The organism is Allobosea sp. P1_A7, from assembly GCF_056406775.1.
Genome location: NZ_JBFTZN010000014.1, coordinates 49,456 through 65,387, shown reverse-complemented (window position 1 = coordinate 65,387; position 15,932 = coordinate 49,456). Strand labels below are relative to the sequence as shown.

The window sequence follows — 15,932 nt, the reverse complement described above, 5'->3', positions numbered from 1 at the left end:
CGGAGAGTTCAGAACCGCCAGATCAGCGGTACGTAGAACACCGCCATGATGAAGAACCAGATCATCAGCGGCGTCCCGAGCTTCCAGTAGCTGTTGAAGCTGTAGCCGCCGGGGCCCATCACCATCATGTTCGTCGAGGTCGCGATCGGCGTCATGAAGGACGCTGCACCCGCGATACACAGGCTCATCAGGATCGGGCGGGGCGAAACCCCCATGCCGGTGGCCGCCGCCATGGCAATGGGGATGACCAGCATCGTGGTGGCCGTATTGCTCATGATCTGGCCGAGGCTTGCGGTCAGCACGAAAAGGCCCGCGAGAAAGACGACCGGTCCGGCATCGCCGGTGAGCGCAACGAGGTAATTGGCCACGAGCTGTGCCGCGCCCGATTGCACCATGGCGGTGGAGAGCGGCATCATCGCCCCGACGAGGATCACCGTCGTCCAGTTGATGGCGCGATAGGATTGCTCGACCGTGACGATGCCTGTGAGGATCAGCAGGCAGGCCGAGACGAGCCCGGCCACCGCCGGCGGGACGATGCCCGTGGCGAGCAGCACGACGAGGCAGGCCAGCACTGCGACGGCGACGCCGGCTCCGGCGCCCATCGGCACCGCCTGGCGCCTGACGAGATCGGGCGAGTTGACGACCAGGATGTCGGGGTCCGTGAGCTGCAGGTCGAGTGCTTTCCAGCTGCCTTCCAGCAGGATCGTATCGCCAGCCTGGAGAGCATCGCCGGATTCGAGATCGACGCCCGCCCGCTGCACCGCGAGCACCACGAGATCGCCGCTATCGGTGATCATGCCCGGGAACATCGCGCGCCCGATCAGGGCCGAGCGCGGCGGGATGACGACTTCCGCGAGGCCGGAGCGGCGGTTGAACAGGCTCGGCCCGGCCTCGTCGTCACCTCCGTCCTCGCGCAAGGCGAGGTGCTTCTCCGCTGCGAGATCGGCGACGGCTGCCGCATCGCCCTTCACCAGCAGGTAGTCGCCCTCCGAGATCGCCGGCGCGCGCAATGGCGTGCCGGAATTTCCGGCCTGAACGGCCATCAAGGTGAGACGCTGATCGCCGGCGAAGTCCAGGGCTGCGGGCGCACTCCCGATATAGGACGAGGTGGCGCGCACGCGCAGCCGGAAGACGCCGTCGCTCAGTCCGTAGTGCTCGACCAGCGTCTGGGCGTGGCRGCTGAAGTCGGCGGGCAAGCGCGCGCTGCTCTGCTCGGGCAACAGGCGCTTCCCGAGCAGCAGGATGATCGCCATCGTGCCGGCGAGCAGGGGAATGCCGACGAGAGCGAACTCGGCAAAGGCGAAGCCCTGCAACCCGGCATCTTCCAGCGCTTCCGAGACCAGGATGTTCTTCGGGGCACCGGTGAGCAGCAGGTTCGAGCCGGCATGGGCCGCAAAGGCCAGCGGCATCAGGAGCTGCGACGGGGATTGCCGCAGCCGGATCGCGGCCATCACCACGACCGGCATCAGGGCTGCCACCGCGCCGCCGCCGCTGATCAGGGCACTCAGGCAGCCGACGGCCGTCATGATGATGATCAGCAGGCGGGTCCGCCTGTTCTCGCCCGCCTTGGCGATCAGGAGCTGTCCGGCCCAGGCGGTCACGCCCGTCTTCTCGAGCGCGGCACTGACGATGAAGAGACTGGCGATGAACAGCACCGCGCGATCGCCAAATCCGGCGAGAGCCTGTTCGAGCGTGACGGCACCGGTCGCCCAGAGCGAGAGCGCTGCTCCAATGGCCACGACGATGACCGGCAGCCTGTTCCAGGCGAACAGGGCAATCGTGATCACGGTGACGACGGCGGTACTCTCGATCGGGCTCAAGTCTGGTCCAGTCCTGTGATGATGCGTGTCAAAGCGGCCACGGCACGAGGCCTCCGCTGTCCTGGTCGTTCACCGAAGCCGGGTCATGTGCTCCGCTGCAGAAGGGCGAATGCGGGCACTGTATCCGACCATGGCCGGGGCGCCAGAGAGCCAGAGAGCCAGAGAGCACAGACCCGCTCGCGTTCAGGCTCGAAACATCAGTGCTCCCAGCAGAACGGCAACGATGATGAGCGACAGCCCGGCCACCGACCAGCGGCGCAGCACGGCGTCCACCTGCTCGATGCCGGCAGCGAGGCGCTGAATGACGGAGGTACCGGCCTCTGCCAGCACGACGATGTCACCCTCGGGGATGGAGCCAGGCAATGCCGTGATGCGACGAACCAGCAGCATGGCAAGCGCGCCCAGCAGCATGGGCCAGACCACCTTCCAGAGCGCGTCGGGCTGCAGCAGGCTGGCGATGCCTTCGCCCGCAATTGCGGGATAGAGCGACCATGGGATCACCAGCGAGGCGGCCGCGACGATGAGCCAGGGGAGGAACTGTCCGGGAGGAGCGGAGGACGGGAAGTTCTCCCGTGCGTCGCGCGCCACGACCGAGAGGAAATGCAGCATCAACAGCGTACTGCCGGCGCCGGCCAGCGCCATGGCGTGGCTGACATAGCCATAGCCCAGCATCGGCTTGGTCGCGAGTTTGGCAAGCGCGCCACTGGTCAGGGGCATGCCGCCGAGACTGAGCGCCAGGAGGCCGGTGAGCAGCAGGACAGGCCGCAACCGTGCCTGCCCGGTCGCAGCCAGAATGCCGACCGCCAGGAAGAGGGCCCCCTTCACCAGCGTATGATGCACCGCGTAGTAGGCAACGAGGCTCGTCGCCCCGGTATCGGCATTCTCGAGCCCGACACCGAGAAGGACGGCGAGCAGACCCATCTGGCTGACCGTGGAATAGGCCAGGATGGTCTTGGCGCGGGTCTGGGTCACACCGACGATGACGCCGAAATACGCGGTGACGATGCCGGCCGCGATCAGCACGTTGCCCCAGAATGGCAGGCCGGCCTCGAAGGGCAAAAAGCGGATCAAGCCGATCACGCCCGCCTTGACGACCACCCCGCTGAGCACGGCGGAAGCGGGCATCGGCGCGGCGGGGTGGGCGAGCGGCAGCCAGACATGCAACGGCACGAGGCCCATCTTCAAGGCAAAGCCGAGGATGAGCAGGGCAACGATGCTGTCGCGCATCGGGGATGTTGGCAGGGATGCGACCACGTCCCGGATCGCAGGATTGGCGTCGGGGTGGCCGGCCGCGAGCATCACGAAGGCCAGCAGCAGAAACGCCTCTGCGAGCAGTGCCAGCACGACATAGACGACGCCGGCTCTGTGAGCGCGTGCGGTCTGCTCATGCACGATCAGCCCATAGGCGGCGAGGCTCGCCAGCGTGAAGAGCAGGTAGAAATTCGCGATATCGCCCACGATGAAGAGGCCGAGGCTGCCTGTCAGCGTCAGCAGCCACCAGACGGCGAAGCGGGCAGCGGCCGGCTCGCGGCCCATGTAGGAGGACGCGAAGGCGCCCGCTGCGCTCCAGAGCAGGGCGGCGCCGCCGAGCAGGATTGCACCCGGCCGATCGAGGAGGAGCGACATCCGGAATGGCGGCGGGAAGAAGACCGAGGTTCCGTCCGGCACCAGAAGCGCCGCGAGCAGGCCTGGCAGGGGCGCGACAGCAAGCAGCGACAGCGCACGGGGCCGGAAGCGCCCGAAGATGCAGCAGGCCGCCATTGCGAGCGGGAGGAGCAACGAAGAGGCAAGGAGCAGGCCGGAAGCGTTCATGGCGCCACCGTTGCGATGACACCGGAGCGCCCCAGCCGCAGGAAGCCGAAGGGCTCGAGCGGTACGAAACCAAGCAGCACGGCCGCCACCGCCAGAACAAGGGCCACGAGCTCGAGGCGCCGCGGTATCGGTTTCTGTGCGACGAGCGCGATGGCCGGTGTTGCCAGGGCGCGGTCGACGACGCGAAAGACATAGCCCGCTGCAAGCAGGCCTCCGGCCAGAATGGTGGCGGCAAGCCATGGGTGGCCGTTCAGCACCGCGGCCGTCAGCAAGAGGCACTTCGCAATGAAGCCTCCGCTCGGTGGAATCCCCATCAGGGACAGGCCGGCGAGGCCGAAGGCCGCCGCGCTGATCGGGAGTWCGCGGCCGAACCCGCCGAGATCGGCGATCCGGTCATGGCCAAAGGCCTCGGCGATGACGCCGGCCGCAAGGAACATCGCGGCCTTGGCGAACGCGTGAGAAACCAGCTGGAGGGCACCTCCGGTCCAGGCGATGGTTTCCCAGGGAGCTTGCGCCTCATTTCCGGCTGCGAGCGGGAAGACGATGAAGAGATAGCCGATCTGCGCCACGGTCGAATAGGCGATCATCAGCTTCAGCCGCGCCTGCCGAAGCGCCATGACGCTGCAGAACAGGATCGAGGACGCGCCGAGAACCGCCAGGATCTGACCGGCCAGGATCGCTGCCTGCGGGGGGGCGATGTCGAGCACGAGACGCAGGATCAGGAAGACCGGCGCCTTGATGACGAGAGCCGAGAGCACCGCGCTCGCGGCTGCGGGCGCGCCGGCATGGGCCGGGGGCAACCAGAGATGCAGCGGAAACAGGGCTGCTTTGGCGAGAAGCCCTACGATCATCAGGGCAAGTGCCACCGAGAGGGCCGGCCCGCCTTCACTCAGGCGCGACAGCATCTGGATATCGAGCGTTCCGTAACTGCCATAGAGCAGTCCCGTGCCGAGCAGGTAGAGCAGGGACCCAAGCAGCGCGAACATCAGGTAGCGCAACGCTGCGGCGACGGTCTCGGCGCGGCCATCGAGGCAGACCAGCGGGACTGCGGCGAATGTCAGCAACTCGAGGGCGACATAGAGGTTGAACAGGTCCTCGCCGACGAAGACCGCGTTCAGCGCGCTCCAGGTTGCCAGCAGCAAGCCCCAGAAGGTCGTCGGCGCCCTCCCGTCCTGCGTCTTCGGGGCCAGCGCATAGAGGTCCCGCGCAAACAGGCATGTTGCCGTGAGCACCACCGCCGTCATCGCGATCATCGTCGCGGAAAGCCCGTCGGCGCGCAGTGCGATTCCAAGCGGCGGTTGCCAGCCGCCAACGACATAGGTGAGCGCGCTGCCGGTCCGGATCAACTCGGCCACGATAGCGATCGCGGTGACGAGACCGGCGGCGACGGTGACAAGCGCGACCTGCCTGGCATGGCGCGGGGCGAGGATCAGCATGGCCAGCACGCCGAGGACGGGCAAGGTCACGGCAAGGACCAGCAGATAGCCGCCGGGAGTGGCAAGGTGAACGGAGGCGGGCGCGAGAGGGGTCATGGCTCGGCCTGCTGCTTGTCGCCGGCCGCTCGCGCGTCCAGGCTTTCCCGGCCGGTGAGATCGAACAGCCGTTGGAGCAGCGCGACGGCAAGGGCGGTTGCCGAGAATGCGACGACGATGCCGGTAATCACCATGGCCTGCGGAACCGGGTCGCCGGAAAATCCGGCGGCTGCTCCTCGCCGTGCCGCCGCGCCAAAGACCAGGAAGATGCCCGCGCCGAGAATGTTGAACCCGACGATCCTGCGCAGGAGGCCGGCATGGGCGATCACGATGAACAGGCCGATACCGGCCAGCGCCGCGCCGCACAGGCCAAACAATGTGGCAGGGCCGAGGGATGCGAGGCTCATGGGGCCGGCGCCCTGCTGGCGGGGCCGGCCACGAGCAGGCCGAGCGTCAGGGCGATCGATATCGTCAGCGCTGCCTCTATGCCGACGATGATGGGTTTGGCCGCGCCCTCCGGATAGGCGAGGAAGCCGCCAGCGACCGCAAAGCCGAGGAAGCCGATCGCGAAGAACAAGGCCGGTCCCCCGACCAGCAGTAGCCGCAGCGTCGTCCGCCTCGTTTCGGGTGCGGGCCGCAGGCCTGCCAACATGACGAGCAGCCACATCGCGGCAAGCACGGTGCCAGCCTGGAACGTCCCGCCCGGCGCGTCGGCCCCCACCCAGCACATATAGACGGCGATCAGCACGCCAAAGGGCGGCAAGACGCGGGCGAGGTAGACAAAGGGCGGCGGCGCAAGCGCTTGCCTCAGCTCTGGTGCACCACCCCAGAGCTCATCGGGCGCCAGCGACCACACCCCCAGGAGGGCGAGCAGCAGAACGACCTTCTCAAGCAGCGTATCAAGCGCCCGGTAAGCCAGCAGGACGGCCGTCACGGGATTGCCGAGGCCGGTCGCGTCCAGCGCCGCGGCGGCGGCAGGTGCGAGTGTCGGGGCGGGCGAGGGGAAGGAAAGCACGGCGAGCGCGAGGCCAGCCGCTACGAGCGTGCAGGCTATGGCGGCGGCGGCCTTGGCGGTTCTGTTGGCGGGGCGGGGCTGGAATGAGCGTTTGCGCAGCCGGGCTTCGGCCCGAAGCAGCAGCATGCCGGTGACACCGCCGCCGATCGCGGCCTCCGTCATGGCAACGTCGATCGCCGAGAGCCGCGTCCAGCCGAGTCCAAGCAGCAGACCGAAGGCAATGAAGGCGATGATCGCGCCCTGATCATCCCTGGCCCTGGCGACATGGATCGCCAGGGCGAGAAGCCAGGCGACGAGCGCGAGATCGAGAAGCATGGTCATGGGCGGGGCTTGCGCCGATAGAGTACCCCGGCGATCAACTGGCTCGCCGTTGCGGCCGAGATCTGGGCCAGCAGCCAGACGCAGACCAGCTTCAGGCCACCCGCGAAACTCTCGGCCTGCGGCAGGAGCCCAAGCACGATCAACCCGAGCCCCAGATTGTCGGCTTTGCTCAACGCGTGAAGGCGGCTGAGCGTGTCGGGGAAGCGCAGCAGGCCGAGCGTACCGGCGAAAAACAGAAGAGCGCCGCCGCCGACGGCGATGAGCGTGAAGGCATTGGCGAGGGACGTCACGCCTCGTCCTCCGCCTGTTCGGATGCGTCGGCGCCGAGGCCGGACTGCCCGAAGGTGAATRCAGCACAGGAGACGGCGGCCAGCAGCATCAGCAGCAAGGCGACATCCGTCATGGCGGCAGAGCGCGAAGCGGCGCCGAGCAGCAGCACCGCGGCAGCGCCCCCCGTGCCCAGCAACTGAACTGCCATCATGCGTTCGACGGCGATGTCGGAGCGCAGCACCTTGAACAGTCCAAGCGCCGTGACGGTCAGGACGAAGAGCGCCGCTCCCGTGAAGAGGTCAGCCATGATCGCCCCCATTCTCCAGAGTGCCGCAGAAGGCTGCTTCATCAGCGGCGATCTGTTCCGCCACCGGTTCGCGCAGATCGAGGCAATGGATATGAAGCGTGCCATCCGCATCCGCCGCGACGGGCAGCTTGCCGGGCTGGAGGCTCATGACCGCACATGAGGCGCTGCGGGCCATGCCGGGCGGCAGCACGGTGCGATAAGTGACAAAGCCTGGCGACAGGGCCGGCTGTGGGGCAAAGGCGCGGCGCGCGACATCGACGCCGGCCACGGCTGATTGCGGTATGAAGCGGATCAGGAAGCGCAAGAGGCCGCGCGTGGACAGTTTTCCGCTTTCCGGCCAAAGCGCCGTGCTCGTCCAGGTCGCTGCGGCTGCTGCGATCAGGCCGATGGGCAGATCCTTCAGGGCGGGGCCCATCAGGATCAGCCATAGCGCGAGAAAGCCGAGACTGCGCGTGAGCATGGCAAGGGGCGGCGCCCTGCCGGCTTCGGTGGTCATGACCATGCCCCTTTGGTCGGCTGGCGCGAGCCAGGGGTGGACGGGGCCGGCAGCCCGATGATCGCATGCCGGTCGCGGCCTCGAGCCGGTGCTCGTGCGCAAGTATTTTGTTCGATCTGAAGCTTAGATAAGACGAATATCGAAGATGGCGATTTTATTTTTCGAAGCGACAGTGTCTCGTGTAATACAATATCATAGCAGCCAAGGCCTCGCCAACGCTGATTTTGGCGAATGATTGCTGAAATATCGCTGTAATCTTGTCTTTCATGCATTGAAGTGGCGCGTTCAATTCTATTGAAATCACGTTACAATTTGTACAAGTATCTGATTTTAAAGTAGCATCTGCCCTTTCCCCGGTCATCAGCCCCGTGTCTCACTTCTGTGCTCGGCGTCCCATTCTCGGTTTGGGTATGAAAGATTGGCCGTGAAAGCGTGCATGACTCTGGCATCAAGGCTATGTCCTTCGAGGCAACTGAGCTGTGTGCATCCTGATGTTGCTGCGGGGCAAGGCATGACCATTCGACGCCGATCTGTCCTGGCGAGCGCAGTTTCCCTGGATCGTGACCGACCATGCCGATGATCATCGAACCGCGGGCTGGAGACGCAGAGGACGACGCCAGCAGCACCAAGAAGCGCTCCCTGATTGCCATCGCCGGAAGCATGCTGGGGGAAATCAACCTGCCCAAGCTTGCGCTGGCCYGGATCATCCTCGCTCTCTTGCCGGGCGTCCTGCTCGGACTTGCCCCGCTTGTCGCCACGGCCTGGTTCACCTCGATGTCGGGCCGGATCTACGCGCTGGCAGGAATCGGGCCGCTCATTCTCCTGGCGCTGATCGCGGCCCTCGGCTGGTTCGGTTTCAGGCCCCTGTTCCGTGCCGCCGAACGCAGCTTCTGGTCGTTGAATTCGCTCGCCGTCCAACCGGGCTACGCCCTGTGCCGCGAGGGTCTGCGGCATCTGGCCGAGCGCTTTCTCACGACCGAGGCCAGCGAGGACAAGCGCGCGGGCCTGCGGGCCGCGACGGCCATTGGCGCCGGCCTTGCTGCCTTCCTCATGGCCGCGGGCATTGCCGCGCTAGCCTGGCCCGCGACACGCTGGTCGGGCGAGATAGCCGATCTTGCCAATCCCTTGCGGCTGGTCGTTCCCGCGCTGGCCAATACGGTGACCGTCATGAGCGGATATCTCGCCGCTGCTTCGCTCGCCTGGGGCCTTGCCGATGGGTTGATGGATCAGCCGCGCGATCTCGGGGTCTATGACGAGGCGCCGCCGTCAGCCCGCAAATGGCGGGTCGTGCATCTCTCCGACATCCATGTCGTCGGGGAGCGCTATGGTTTTCGGATCGAAAGCGGGCGCGCCGGCCCGCGTGGCAACGAGCGGCTTGCCCAGGTTCTCGAGAAACTGGACGAGATCCATGCCCAGGAACCGCTCGACTTCGTTTTGATCACCGGTGACATGACGGATGCGGGCAGGTCGGCGGAATGGGCGGAATTCCTGGACGCGATGGCGCGGCATCCTGCGCTGGCTGAAAGGAGCTTCATCCTTCCCGGCAACCACGACGTGAACATCGTGGATCGCGCGAATCCGGCGCGGCTGGAATTGCCGACGAGTCCCGGGAAGCGCCTGAGACAGATGCGGACGCTGTCGGCCATGGCCGCCATCCAGGGCGACCGGGTGCGGGTCGTCGACCAGGACCGGACGGGACTGGGCAGCACCTTGTCGGCGGCGCTGGAGCCCCATCGAAAGACGATCGCCGCCTTCGCCGATGCGGGCTCGCTGCGCCTGTCGGCTGGGTTGGCCAATATCTGGGACGATATCTTCCCGATGCTGCTGCCGCCGGCGGAAGCGGACGGGTTAGGGCTCGTGCTGCTGAACTCGAACGCCGAAACTCATTTCTCCTTCACCAATGCGCTGGGCCTCGTTTCGGAAGAGGACATGCGGGCGATGCTCGCGATCCTGCGCCAATACCCGAAGGCGCGCTGGGTCATCGCGCTGCATCACCATCCCGTGGAATATCCGAAGCCAGCCAAGGCCTTCTCGGAGCGCATCGGCACGGCGTTGATCAATGGCAGCCGGTTCGTGCGCCAGCTCAAGCCGATGTCGCACCGGCTCGTCGCGATGCACGGCCACCGCCATGTCGACTGGATCGGGCGCTGCGGTCCGCTGAAGATCATCTCGGCGCCGTCTCCCGTGATGGAGGCGACCGATGACGAGGCAACCGGCTTCTATATTCACACGCTCGCAGCCGCCACGGATGGCGGGCTTGCGCTGCTCGCGCCGCAGCGGATCGAGGTCGCGCCCAGGCCGGACGCCGGCCTCAGCTCTTGACGGCTGCGTCGATCGGGATCGCAGGCGCATCCTTCTCCGGCGAGCCGAAGAGCTCCGCGAGCCATAGGCTCGAGGGATGCTGGGCGCAGAAGGTCAGGAATGCGATCGTGATCGGGACGCCGATGAAGGCGCCGAAGACGCCCCAGAGATAGCTCCAGAAGAACACGGAGAACAGTACGGTCGCCGGAGAGATCGAGAGCGCGCTGCCGGCGACGCGTGGTTCGATATAGCTGCCGACGATGAACTGGATCAGGTTGAGGCAAGCGAAGACCGCAATCACTGCCTGCCAGGACCCGAACTGCGTCATCGCAAACAAGGTCGGGAAAACCGTGGCGACGAGCGGACCCAGGAAGGGAATGTAATTCAAGGAAAAGGCGATGAAGCCCCATTCCTCCGCAAGCTGAAGGCCCACAGCCTTGGCGAAGCCCCAGACGAGCAGGCCGGTGATGAGGCTCATCAGGGTCCTGACCACCATGTAGCGGCGGATCTTGCTGGCGGTGGCCGTGCTGCCCTGCAGCAGAACCTGGCCGGTTTCGCGGTTGCGCATGGTGCGCACCTTGCGCCCGAAATCGTCGACTTCCAGCAGGCCGAGGATGACGTAGACGAGGACGACGAGCCAGAAGCTCATCGTGCTGTTGAGGCGGCCGGTGATGGTCTGGGCGGTGCGCAGCATCCAACTGACATTAAAGTTCTCCGACCAGACGCCGGCCACGGCCACGCCATGCCCTTCCAGCCAGACCGTGATCTGGTCGTAGAAGGATTGGAAGCGCGCAGCGTCGCTGACGATCCAGCGGCCGACACGGCCGAAAGCCCAGACGATCAGCGACCCGAAGGCGAAGAAGGCGACGACCATGACCACGACACTGATCGCGAGCGCGAGCAGGCGGGGCAGGAAGGCCTGCAGGCTCTTCTGAAGCGGCCAGACGAGCGCGATGATGAAGAGCGCGAAGGCGACCGGCGCGAAGACCGAGCTGGCGATCGACAACGCGGCGACCGCCATGATCGTCGCAATCAGAATCAGGGCGCCTTGATAGATCTTGCCGGAGGTCATCTTCATTCCTGGTCAGGCCTGGTGTCGGGAGGTCGGTGCTGAAGCGCGCGGCAGATCCGCTCGCTATCCTCAGATGCCCTCGGTCAATTCGTCGAGATCGAGCGTCGAGGTCTTGCCGATGTCGTCCCGATGCTCCCGATAGAACGACTCTGCCGAGCGCCTGCCCTCGTTGTGGAGCATGGTCAGGAACTCCCATTCGGCATTGAGTTTGGAGGAGTAGCCGAGCTCGGTCATGGCGTCGCTGGTGATGCGATGGAGGCGCATGCGGGCCCAGCGCGCGCCCTCGCCGCTCTCGGGATTGGCCTTCTGCCGCAGCAGGGCCATCATCCGCAATTCCTTCAGCAGCACCGCATTGAACGACACCTCGTTCAGTCGGTTCAGGATGTCGCGCGCAGTACGCGGTGTCTCGGGTCGTTCGACCGGGTTGATCTGGACCAGGATGGTGTCGAGCGCATCGCTGTGCTTGATCAGCGGTGTCATCGTCGGATTGCCGGAATAGCCGCCGTCCCAGTAGCTCTCGCCATCGATCTCGACCGCCTGGAACAGGGTCGGCAGGCAGGCAGAGGCCAGCAGCACGTCGGGCGTGATCTCGGCATTGCGGAACACCCGCCCCCGGCCTGTGCGGACATTTGTGGCGGTGATGAAGAGCTTGATCGGGCTTGTCGCCAGGCTGCCGAAATCGATCACCTCGGCGAGGATATCGGCCAGCGGGTTCGAGCCGGTGGGATTCAGGCTGTAGGGCGAGACCACCCTCGACATCATGTCCATGGCGACGAAGAGCGGCGAGTTGTCGAGCGTCCAGCGCCCGAGCAGGATGTCCAGCGGGCTGCGCTGGAACGGGCTGAAGCGCGCCGCTTCCGAGACCTTTCGCCAGAAGAGCTCGAGTGCCTCGCGTGCGCCAGCACGGCCGCCCTTAGCATAGCCGGAGGCCAGCACGGCCGCATTCATCGCGCCGGCCGAGGTTCCCGAAATCGCCTCGATCTCGAGCCAGTCCTCCTCGAGGATCCGGCACAGCACGCCCCAGGTGAAGGCGCCATGAGCGCCGCCACCCTGAAGCGCCAGGTCGATTGAGAGGGGCTCGCGATTGGCGTTGTCATCGCCGCTGCGGGGGGCGCGCGCAGATGTCGGGGCTTTGCTCACGTCGTTCCCATCCTGAATGCGAGGCGGGTCGGCCGGGTCACGGCGACTTCACCAATCCCGAAAAACCGGCAACTGCCAGCAGGCTCAAAGCCCAGCCGACGATCGACTGGAAGTAGAAATAGTTGATGGCGATACGACCGCCAGGCTTGGACGGATTGGGCCGCCAGAAGGTTCTTTGCCCCATGTCGAGCACCGGCAGCAGCGTATCGAGCGAGTACATCCAGGGGCTGAAGGCCGGGTAGCTCGAGGCCTCCCAGCGCTGGCGGAAGCAGGCGAGCTGGGTCTGGCCGGGCTCGGCCAGGCCGCTCGTCTGCTGGGTGGCGATCAGGGAGCGCTGCTCGGATCGTTCGATGCCGCACAAGGTCCATTCGGGCGAACGCAGGACCACGGCGCTATTGGGCATCACGGCCCCCCGGTGCTCGGCATAACCGAAGATGGCAACGCCCAGAAACCAGAAGAACAGGAGCCAGACGAAGGCCAGCAGTGGCTGACGACCATAAGCAAGGGTGATTCCAAGCACACCGTCGGCTGCTGTCAGAAGCCCGCGGAGCACGGGATTGGCCGCCCGCTTGCGCCGGGCCTGGCGTTGCAGCCGCTCCTTGACGACAAGCACGGCGCGAGCATCTTCGCCATGTCCCATCTCGCGGAAGACGGAGGCCAGTTGCTCATAGGGCTGGGGCCAGAAATCCTCGCCCCAGCGCTCGGGCGCCTGCCGCCCTAACCAGTCGAGCCGGCTCTCGGCATCGACTGGCCCGTCGATGAAGGCGCCATAGCGGCAGCGATTCAGGAGAAGATCGCCCTGCTTGGGCCAGCAGGCCGCCTCGTCATGGATGGTCCCGATCGAAGCGCCGGTCAGCACCAGCGCACCGTTCACCTGGGCATCCCGGCGCAGGAAGAACGCGCCCTTGATCGCACTGCGGCTCATGTCCAGCGCAGTCTGGCCGGCGGCGGCGAGAACGGCGCCTGAGCAGTCGATGTCGCCGCCGATCTGCGAGGCGATCAGCCGGATCTCGCCTTCGATGCGCGCGCTGCGCAGCACGACGCTACCGCGGTTCTCGATTTCGTTGGCATCGATTGCAATGCCATCAGTGCGGGTGACGGCGGCGCCGGCACAGTCGAGATCTGCGGCAAGCACTGCACCGGACAGGTTGATGCCGCCCCGTAGTGTCGCCCCCCGCAGCAGGACGTTGCGTGCCTCCAGGCTCGGGGCGAGCAGCGCGTAGCCGCTTGGCGCGCGAATGGTGGCGCCATCGCATTCAAGATTGCCGCCGAGACGCGACTGAACGAGATCAACCTCGCCAGTGACCTCCGCGCCGCGCAGATAAACGCCGCCGCGCGCCTCGAGCCGCTCAGCCTGGAGCCCGGGAAGCGAGGAGCCGTCCAGGAACAGGCGGTTGATGATCGCGGCCCTGAAGATCGGCGCGGCCTCGAAATGGCAATCGTTCAGGCCGATGTCGCGAAAGACGCGACAGGCTTCGAGATCGAGAACATCCGTGATCCARGCGCCGCTGATCCTGACGCCCTTTTCGTGGGGCCGACAGCCTTCCTCACCTCCGAGCATGAGAAAGCGCAGGAAGGATGCGCGAATGACCCGCGCCGGGTCAGGTTTCTCGGGGCGCGAGCCATCTCCCAGGCGGTCGAAAGTCCCGCTGAGAAGCTTGGCGACGACCTCCTCCTCTGCTGGCAGCAGGGGGCGGAAATCGTCGAGGCGCGCCGTCGCGATGGCCCATTGGGCCTGTTCTGCTCCCGCTCCGGCGCCCCAGTCCAGCGTCATGTGGCGGCCGGAGGAGCCGCTTCGGCACTGGCGCTGGCGCTGGCTGCCAGCGCCTCACGCAGCGCAGCCTCCTTGGTCTCGTCGAAGGAGGTGCTCATCAGCGTGCCGCCGACGCCCTTCAGGTCGGCAAGGACCTTGTCGGTGGTCATCTTGCGGATCAGCAGGAAGAGCCCGGCGGTGTTGGGCTGCAAGGCGCTGGCCGCGTCCTTCATGAACTGGTCGTTGATGCCGACATCGCTGAGCTTTCCGCCCAATGCGCCTGAGGCCGCACCGAGAGCCGTGCCCAGCAGCGGGGCGAGGAAGATGAAGCCGATCAAGGTGCCCCAGAGGGCGCCCGACGCTGCGCCTGCCGCCGTCAGGTTCATCATCTGGTTGAGTTTGACCTGTCCCTTCTCGTCCTTGACGACGACAACGGCGTCGCCGAGCTCGATCAGATATTCGCGCTGGAGGGAAAGGACCTTCTGACGGACCTCTTCGGCCTTTTGTTCGGTCGGGAAGCCGATGAAAACCAGATCGCTCATGAGTGCAGCTCCATTGCTGAGGGGGAGGGGAGGGAAAGGCCATTCGGCGACGCTGCTTCCGCGGCGCGGCCGATGAGGAATTCGGCGRGCAGTGGAACCGGCCGGCCGGTCGAGGCCTTGGTGGCGCCGGAGATCGACGCGGTGCCGGCAATATCCAGATGGGCCCAGGGATAGGCCCTGGCGAAGCGGGCGAGAAAGCAGGCGGCGGTGATCGCGCCGGCCGCAGGCCCCCCGAGATTGCTGGTATCGGCAAAGCTGCTGCCGAGCTGGCCGAAATAGTCGTCCCAGATCGGGAGCTGCCAGACACGATCGCCCGACACCCCCCCGCATCTCAGGAGTTCCGCGGCGAGTGCATCGTCATTGGCGAAGAGGCCGCTCGCATGCGAGCCCAGCGCCACGACGCAAGCCTCGGTCAAGGTCGCGACATCGATGACGCAGGCCGGCGAGAAGCGCTCGGCATAGGTCAGGACATCGCACAGCAGAAGCCGCCCCTCGGCCTCGTGGGTCCGGATCTCGATGGTCTGGCCCGACATCGAGGTGACGATGTCGCCGGGGCGGCTGGCGCTGCCGCCCGGCATGTTCTCGGCCGCGGCGATCAGTCCAACGACATTGATCGGCAGCTCCAGTCGGGCGACCGTACGCATCACCCCCAGAACGCAGCCGGCACCGCTCATGTTGAACTTCATTTCGTCGGGGTCGCCTCCCGGGGTCAGCGGCGTGCCTCCGATATCGAAGGTGATGCCCTTGCCGACGAGGACGATCGGCCGGCTCCGGCTCTTGCGTCCATTGGACTGCATCACGACGAGCTTGCAGGGATTGGCGGAGCCCCTGCCGACGACCAAAAAGGCGCCCATGCCGAGCGCTTCGAGATCCTCGCGCTCCAGGACTTCGACATTGAAGCCGAACTCCCTCCCCATCTCCTTCGCGGTGCTGGCGAGGTAGGCGGGGGTGCAGATATTGCCCGGCAGATTGCCAAGATCCTTCGCCAAGGCGACGCCTTCGGCGACCGCGATGCCCTGCCGCAGCGCGCCGAGGAGTTCCGAGGTGAGGGTCTGCGGAACGAGCAGCATGATGCTGCGCACCGGGCGGGGCCGCGCGATCTGGCGGCGAGGATGGGTTCCGGGCAGGACGAAGACGTATCCGCCATCGGCCAGAATTTGCGCAGCCTGTTGAACCTGCCAGTTCAAGCTGCGCTTGGGGACCTCGTGTTCGGCCAGGGCGATGACGGCTTCGGCGACGACGCTCTCCGCGATGAACTTCGCCGTTGCCGAAAGAGCCCGCAGATAGGCGCGGTCGGAGAAGGCTTCGGGCTTGCCGAGGCTGACGAGCAGGATGCGGGTCGCGACGGAGCCCGGCAAATGATGGAGCAGCAAGGTTGCGCCGGCGGCCTCGCCAAGTTCGCCGCGCCCGACAATCGCGGACAGCTTGCCGGCTGCCCGTTCGTCGAGACGCCGCGCCGACCCGACCAATGCGCCGCCGCTGAATACGCCGACGACGAGGAGTTCGGTTCTGAGTCTTTCAGCCTCGCCGACCGCGGGGATGATCTCCATAGAATGTCTCCGAGAGGACATCATGGCATCGCTTGACTGGTGAATGGTGTGATCCTGCCAG

14 protein-coding genes are annotated in these 15,932 nt (G+C 66.1%); 1 reads left to right on the top strand and 13 read right to left on the bottom strand.

The features are described from left to right. Window positions 1-8 precede the first annotated feature (8 nt). The 8 genes from AC1D34_RS03890 to AC1D34_RS03855 all read right to left on the bottom strand — a co-directional run bounded on the left by AC1D34_RS03890 (window position 9) and on the right by AC1D34_RS03855 (window position 7,513). A complete protein-coding gene (locus AC1D34_RS03890; RefSeq protein ID WP_476823536.1) occupies window positions 9-1,820 on the bottom strand; it encodes an SLC13 family permease in 1,812 nt (603 codons plus the stop codon). 183 nt (window positions 1,821-2,003) lie between these two features. Beyond that, window positions 2,004-3,632, bottom strand: coding sequence for a complex I subunit 5 family protein (locus AC1D34_RS03885; RefSeq protein ID WP_476823535.1), 1,629 nt, complete (start codon window positions 3,630-3,632; stop codon window positions 2,004-2,006). After that, complete coding sequence (locus AC1D34_RS03880) at window positions 3,629-5,164, bottom strand: complex I subunit 5 family protein (RefSeq protein ID WP_476823534.1); 1,536 nt, start codon at window positions 5,162-5,164, stop codon at window positions 3,629-3,631. Before AC1D34_RS03880 ends, AC1D34_RS03885 begins: the two co-directional genes overlap by 4 nt. Then, a complete protein-coding gene (locus tag AC1D34_RS03875; RefSeq protein WP_476823533.1) occupies window positions 5,161-5,511 on the bottom strand; it encodes an NADH-quinone oxidoreductase subunit K in 351 nt (116 codons plus the stop codon). Before AC1D34_RS03875 ends, AC1D34_RS03880 begins: the two co-directional genes overlap by 4 nt. After that, window positions 5,508-6,440, bottom strand: coding sequence for a hydrogenase subunit MbhD domain-containing protein (locus AC1D34_RS03870; protein ID WP_441490715.1), 933 nt, complete (start codon window positions 6,438-6,440; stop codon window positions 5,508-5,510). Before AC1D34_RS03870 ends, AC1D34_RS03875 begins: the two co-directional genes overlap by 4 nt. After that, on the bottom strand, window positions 6,437-6,730 hold the full coding sequence (locus AC1D34_RS03865) for a monovalent cation/H(+) antiporter subunit G (protein WP_441490716.1): 294 nt from the start codon (window positions 6,728-6,730) through the stop codon (window positions 6,437-6,439). The genes AC1D34_RS03870 and AC1D34_RS03865 overlap by 4 nt, the downstream gene beginning before the upstream one ends. Further along, complete coding sequence (locus tag AC1D34_RS03860) at window positions 6,727-7,017, bottom strand: monovalent cation/H+ antiporter complex subunit F (RefSeq protein WP_476823532.1); 291 nt, start codon at window positions 7,015-7,017, stop codon at window positions 6,727-6,729. The genes AC1D34_RS03865 and AC1D34_RS03860 overlap by 4 nt, the downstream gene beginning before the upstream one ends. Next, window positions 7,010-7,513, bottom strand: coding sequence for a Na+/H+ antiporter subunit E (locus AC1D34_RS03855; RefSeq protein WP_441490718.1), 504 nt, complete (start codon window positions 7,511-7,513; stop codon window positions 7,010-7,012). Before AC1D34_RS03855 ends, AC1D34_RS03860 begins: the two co-directional genes overlap by 8 nt. A gap of 570 nt (window positions 7,514-8,083) precedes the next feature. On the opposite strand from AC1D34_RS03855, the gene AC1D34_RS03850 reads away from it, so the two are divergent. Then, window positions 8,084-9,835: a metallophosphoesterase family protein gene (locus AC1D34_RS03850; protein WP_476823531.1), complete on the top strand. Its 1,752-nt coding sequence runs from the start codon at window positions 8,084-8,086 to the stop codon at window positions 9,833-9,835. On the opposite strand, the gene AC1D34_RS03845 is transcribed toward AC1D34_RS03850, so the two are convergent. The 5 genes from AC1D34_RS03845 to AC1D34_RS03825 all read right to left on the bottom strand — a co-directional run bounded on the left by AC1D34_RS03845 (window position 9,825) and on the right by AC1D34_RS03825 (window position 15,871). Next, window positions 9,825-10,892: an AI-2E family transporter gene (locus tag AC1D34_RS03845; RefSeq protein ID WP_441490720.1), complete on the bottom strand. Its 1,068-nt coding sequence runs from the start codon at window positions 10,890-10,892 to the stop codon at window positions 9,825-9,827. The genes AC1D34_RS03850 and AC1D34_RS03845 overlap by 11 nt on opposite strands. A 63-nt stretch (window positions 10,893-10,955) precedes the next feature. Further along, window positions 10,956-12,026 (bottom strand): patatin-like phospholipase family protein, encoded by a 1,071-nt coding sequence (locus AC1D34_RS03840; RefSeq protein WP_476823530.1) that lies wholly within the window; start codon window positions 12,024-12,026, stop codon window positions 10,956-10,958. A 37-nt stretch (window positions 12,027-12,063) separates the two neighbouring features. Continuing rightward, window positions 12,064-13,800 (bottom strand): hypothetical protein, encoded by a 1,737-nt coding sequence (locus tag AC1D34_RS03835; RefSeq protein ID WP_441490721.1) that lies wholly within the window; start codon window positions 13,798-13,800, stop codon window positions 12,064-12,066. Continuing rightward, complete coding sequence (locus tag AC1D34_RS03830) at window positions 13,797-14,321, bottom strand: DUF1269 domain-containing protein (RefSeq protein ID WP_441490722.1); 525 nt, start codon at window positions 14,319-14,321, stop codon at window positions 13,797-13,799. The genes AC1D34_RS03835 and AC1D34_RS03830 overlap by 4 nt, the downstream gene beginning before the upstream one ends. Next, complete coding sequence (locus tag AC1D34_RS03825) at window positions 14,318-15,871, bottom strand: leucyl aminopeptidase (RefSeq protein ID WP_476823529.1); 1,554 nt, start codon at window positions 15,869-15,871, stop codon at window positions 14,318-14,320. Before AC1D34_RS03825 ends, AC1D34_RS03830 begins: the two co-directional genes overlap by 4 nt. Window positions 15,872-15,932: the final 61 nt, after the last annotated feature.

Excerpts from the sequence above, each read along its gene's own strand:
- AC1D34_RS03885 (WP_476823535.1), bottom strand. The coding sequence starts at position 3,632 with ATGAACGCTTCCGGCCTGCTCCTTGCCTCTTCGTTGCTCCTCCCGCTC.
- AC1D34_RS03875 (WP_476823533.1), bottom strand. The coding sequence starts at position 5,511 with ATGAGCCTCGCATCCCTCGGCCCTGCCACATTGTTTGGCCTGTGCGGC.
- AC1D34_RS03870 (WP_441490715.1), bottom strand. The coding sequence starts at position 6,440 with ATGACCATGCTTCTCGATCTCGCGCTCGTCGCCTGGCTTCTCGCCCTG.
- AC1D34_RS03855 (WP_441490718.1), bottom strand. The coding sequence starts at position 7,513 with ATGACCACCGAAGCCGGCAGGGCGCCGCCCCTTGCCATGCTCACGCGC.
- AC1D34_RS03845 (WP_441490720.1), bottom strand. The coding sequence starts at position 10,892 with ATGAAGATGACCTCCGGCAAGATCTATCAAGGCGCCCTGATTCTGATT.
- AC1D34_RS03830 (WP_441490722.1), bottom strand. The coding sequence starts at position 14,321 with ATGAGCGATCTGGTTTTCATCGGCTTCCCGACCGAACAAAAGGCCGAA.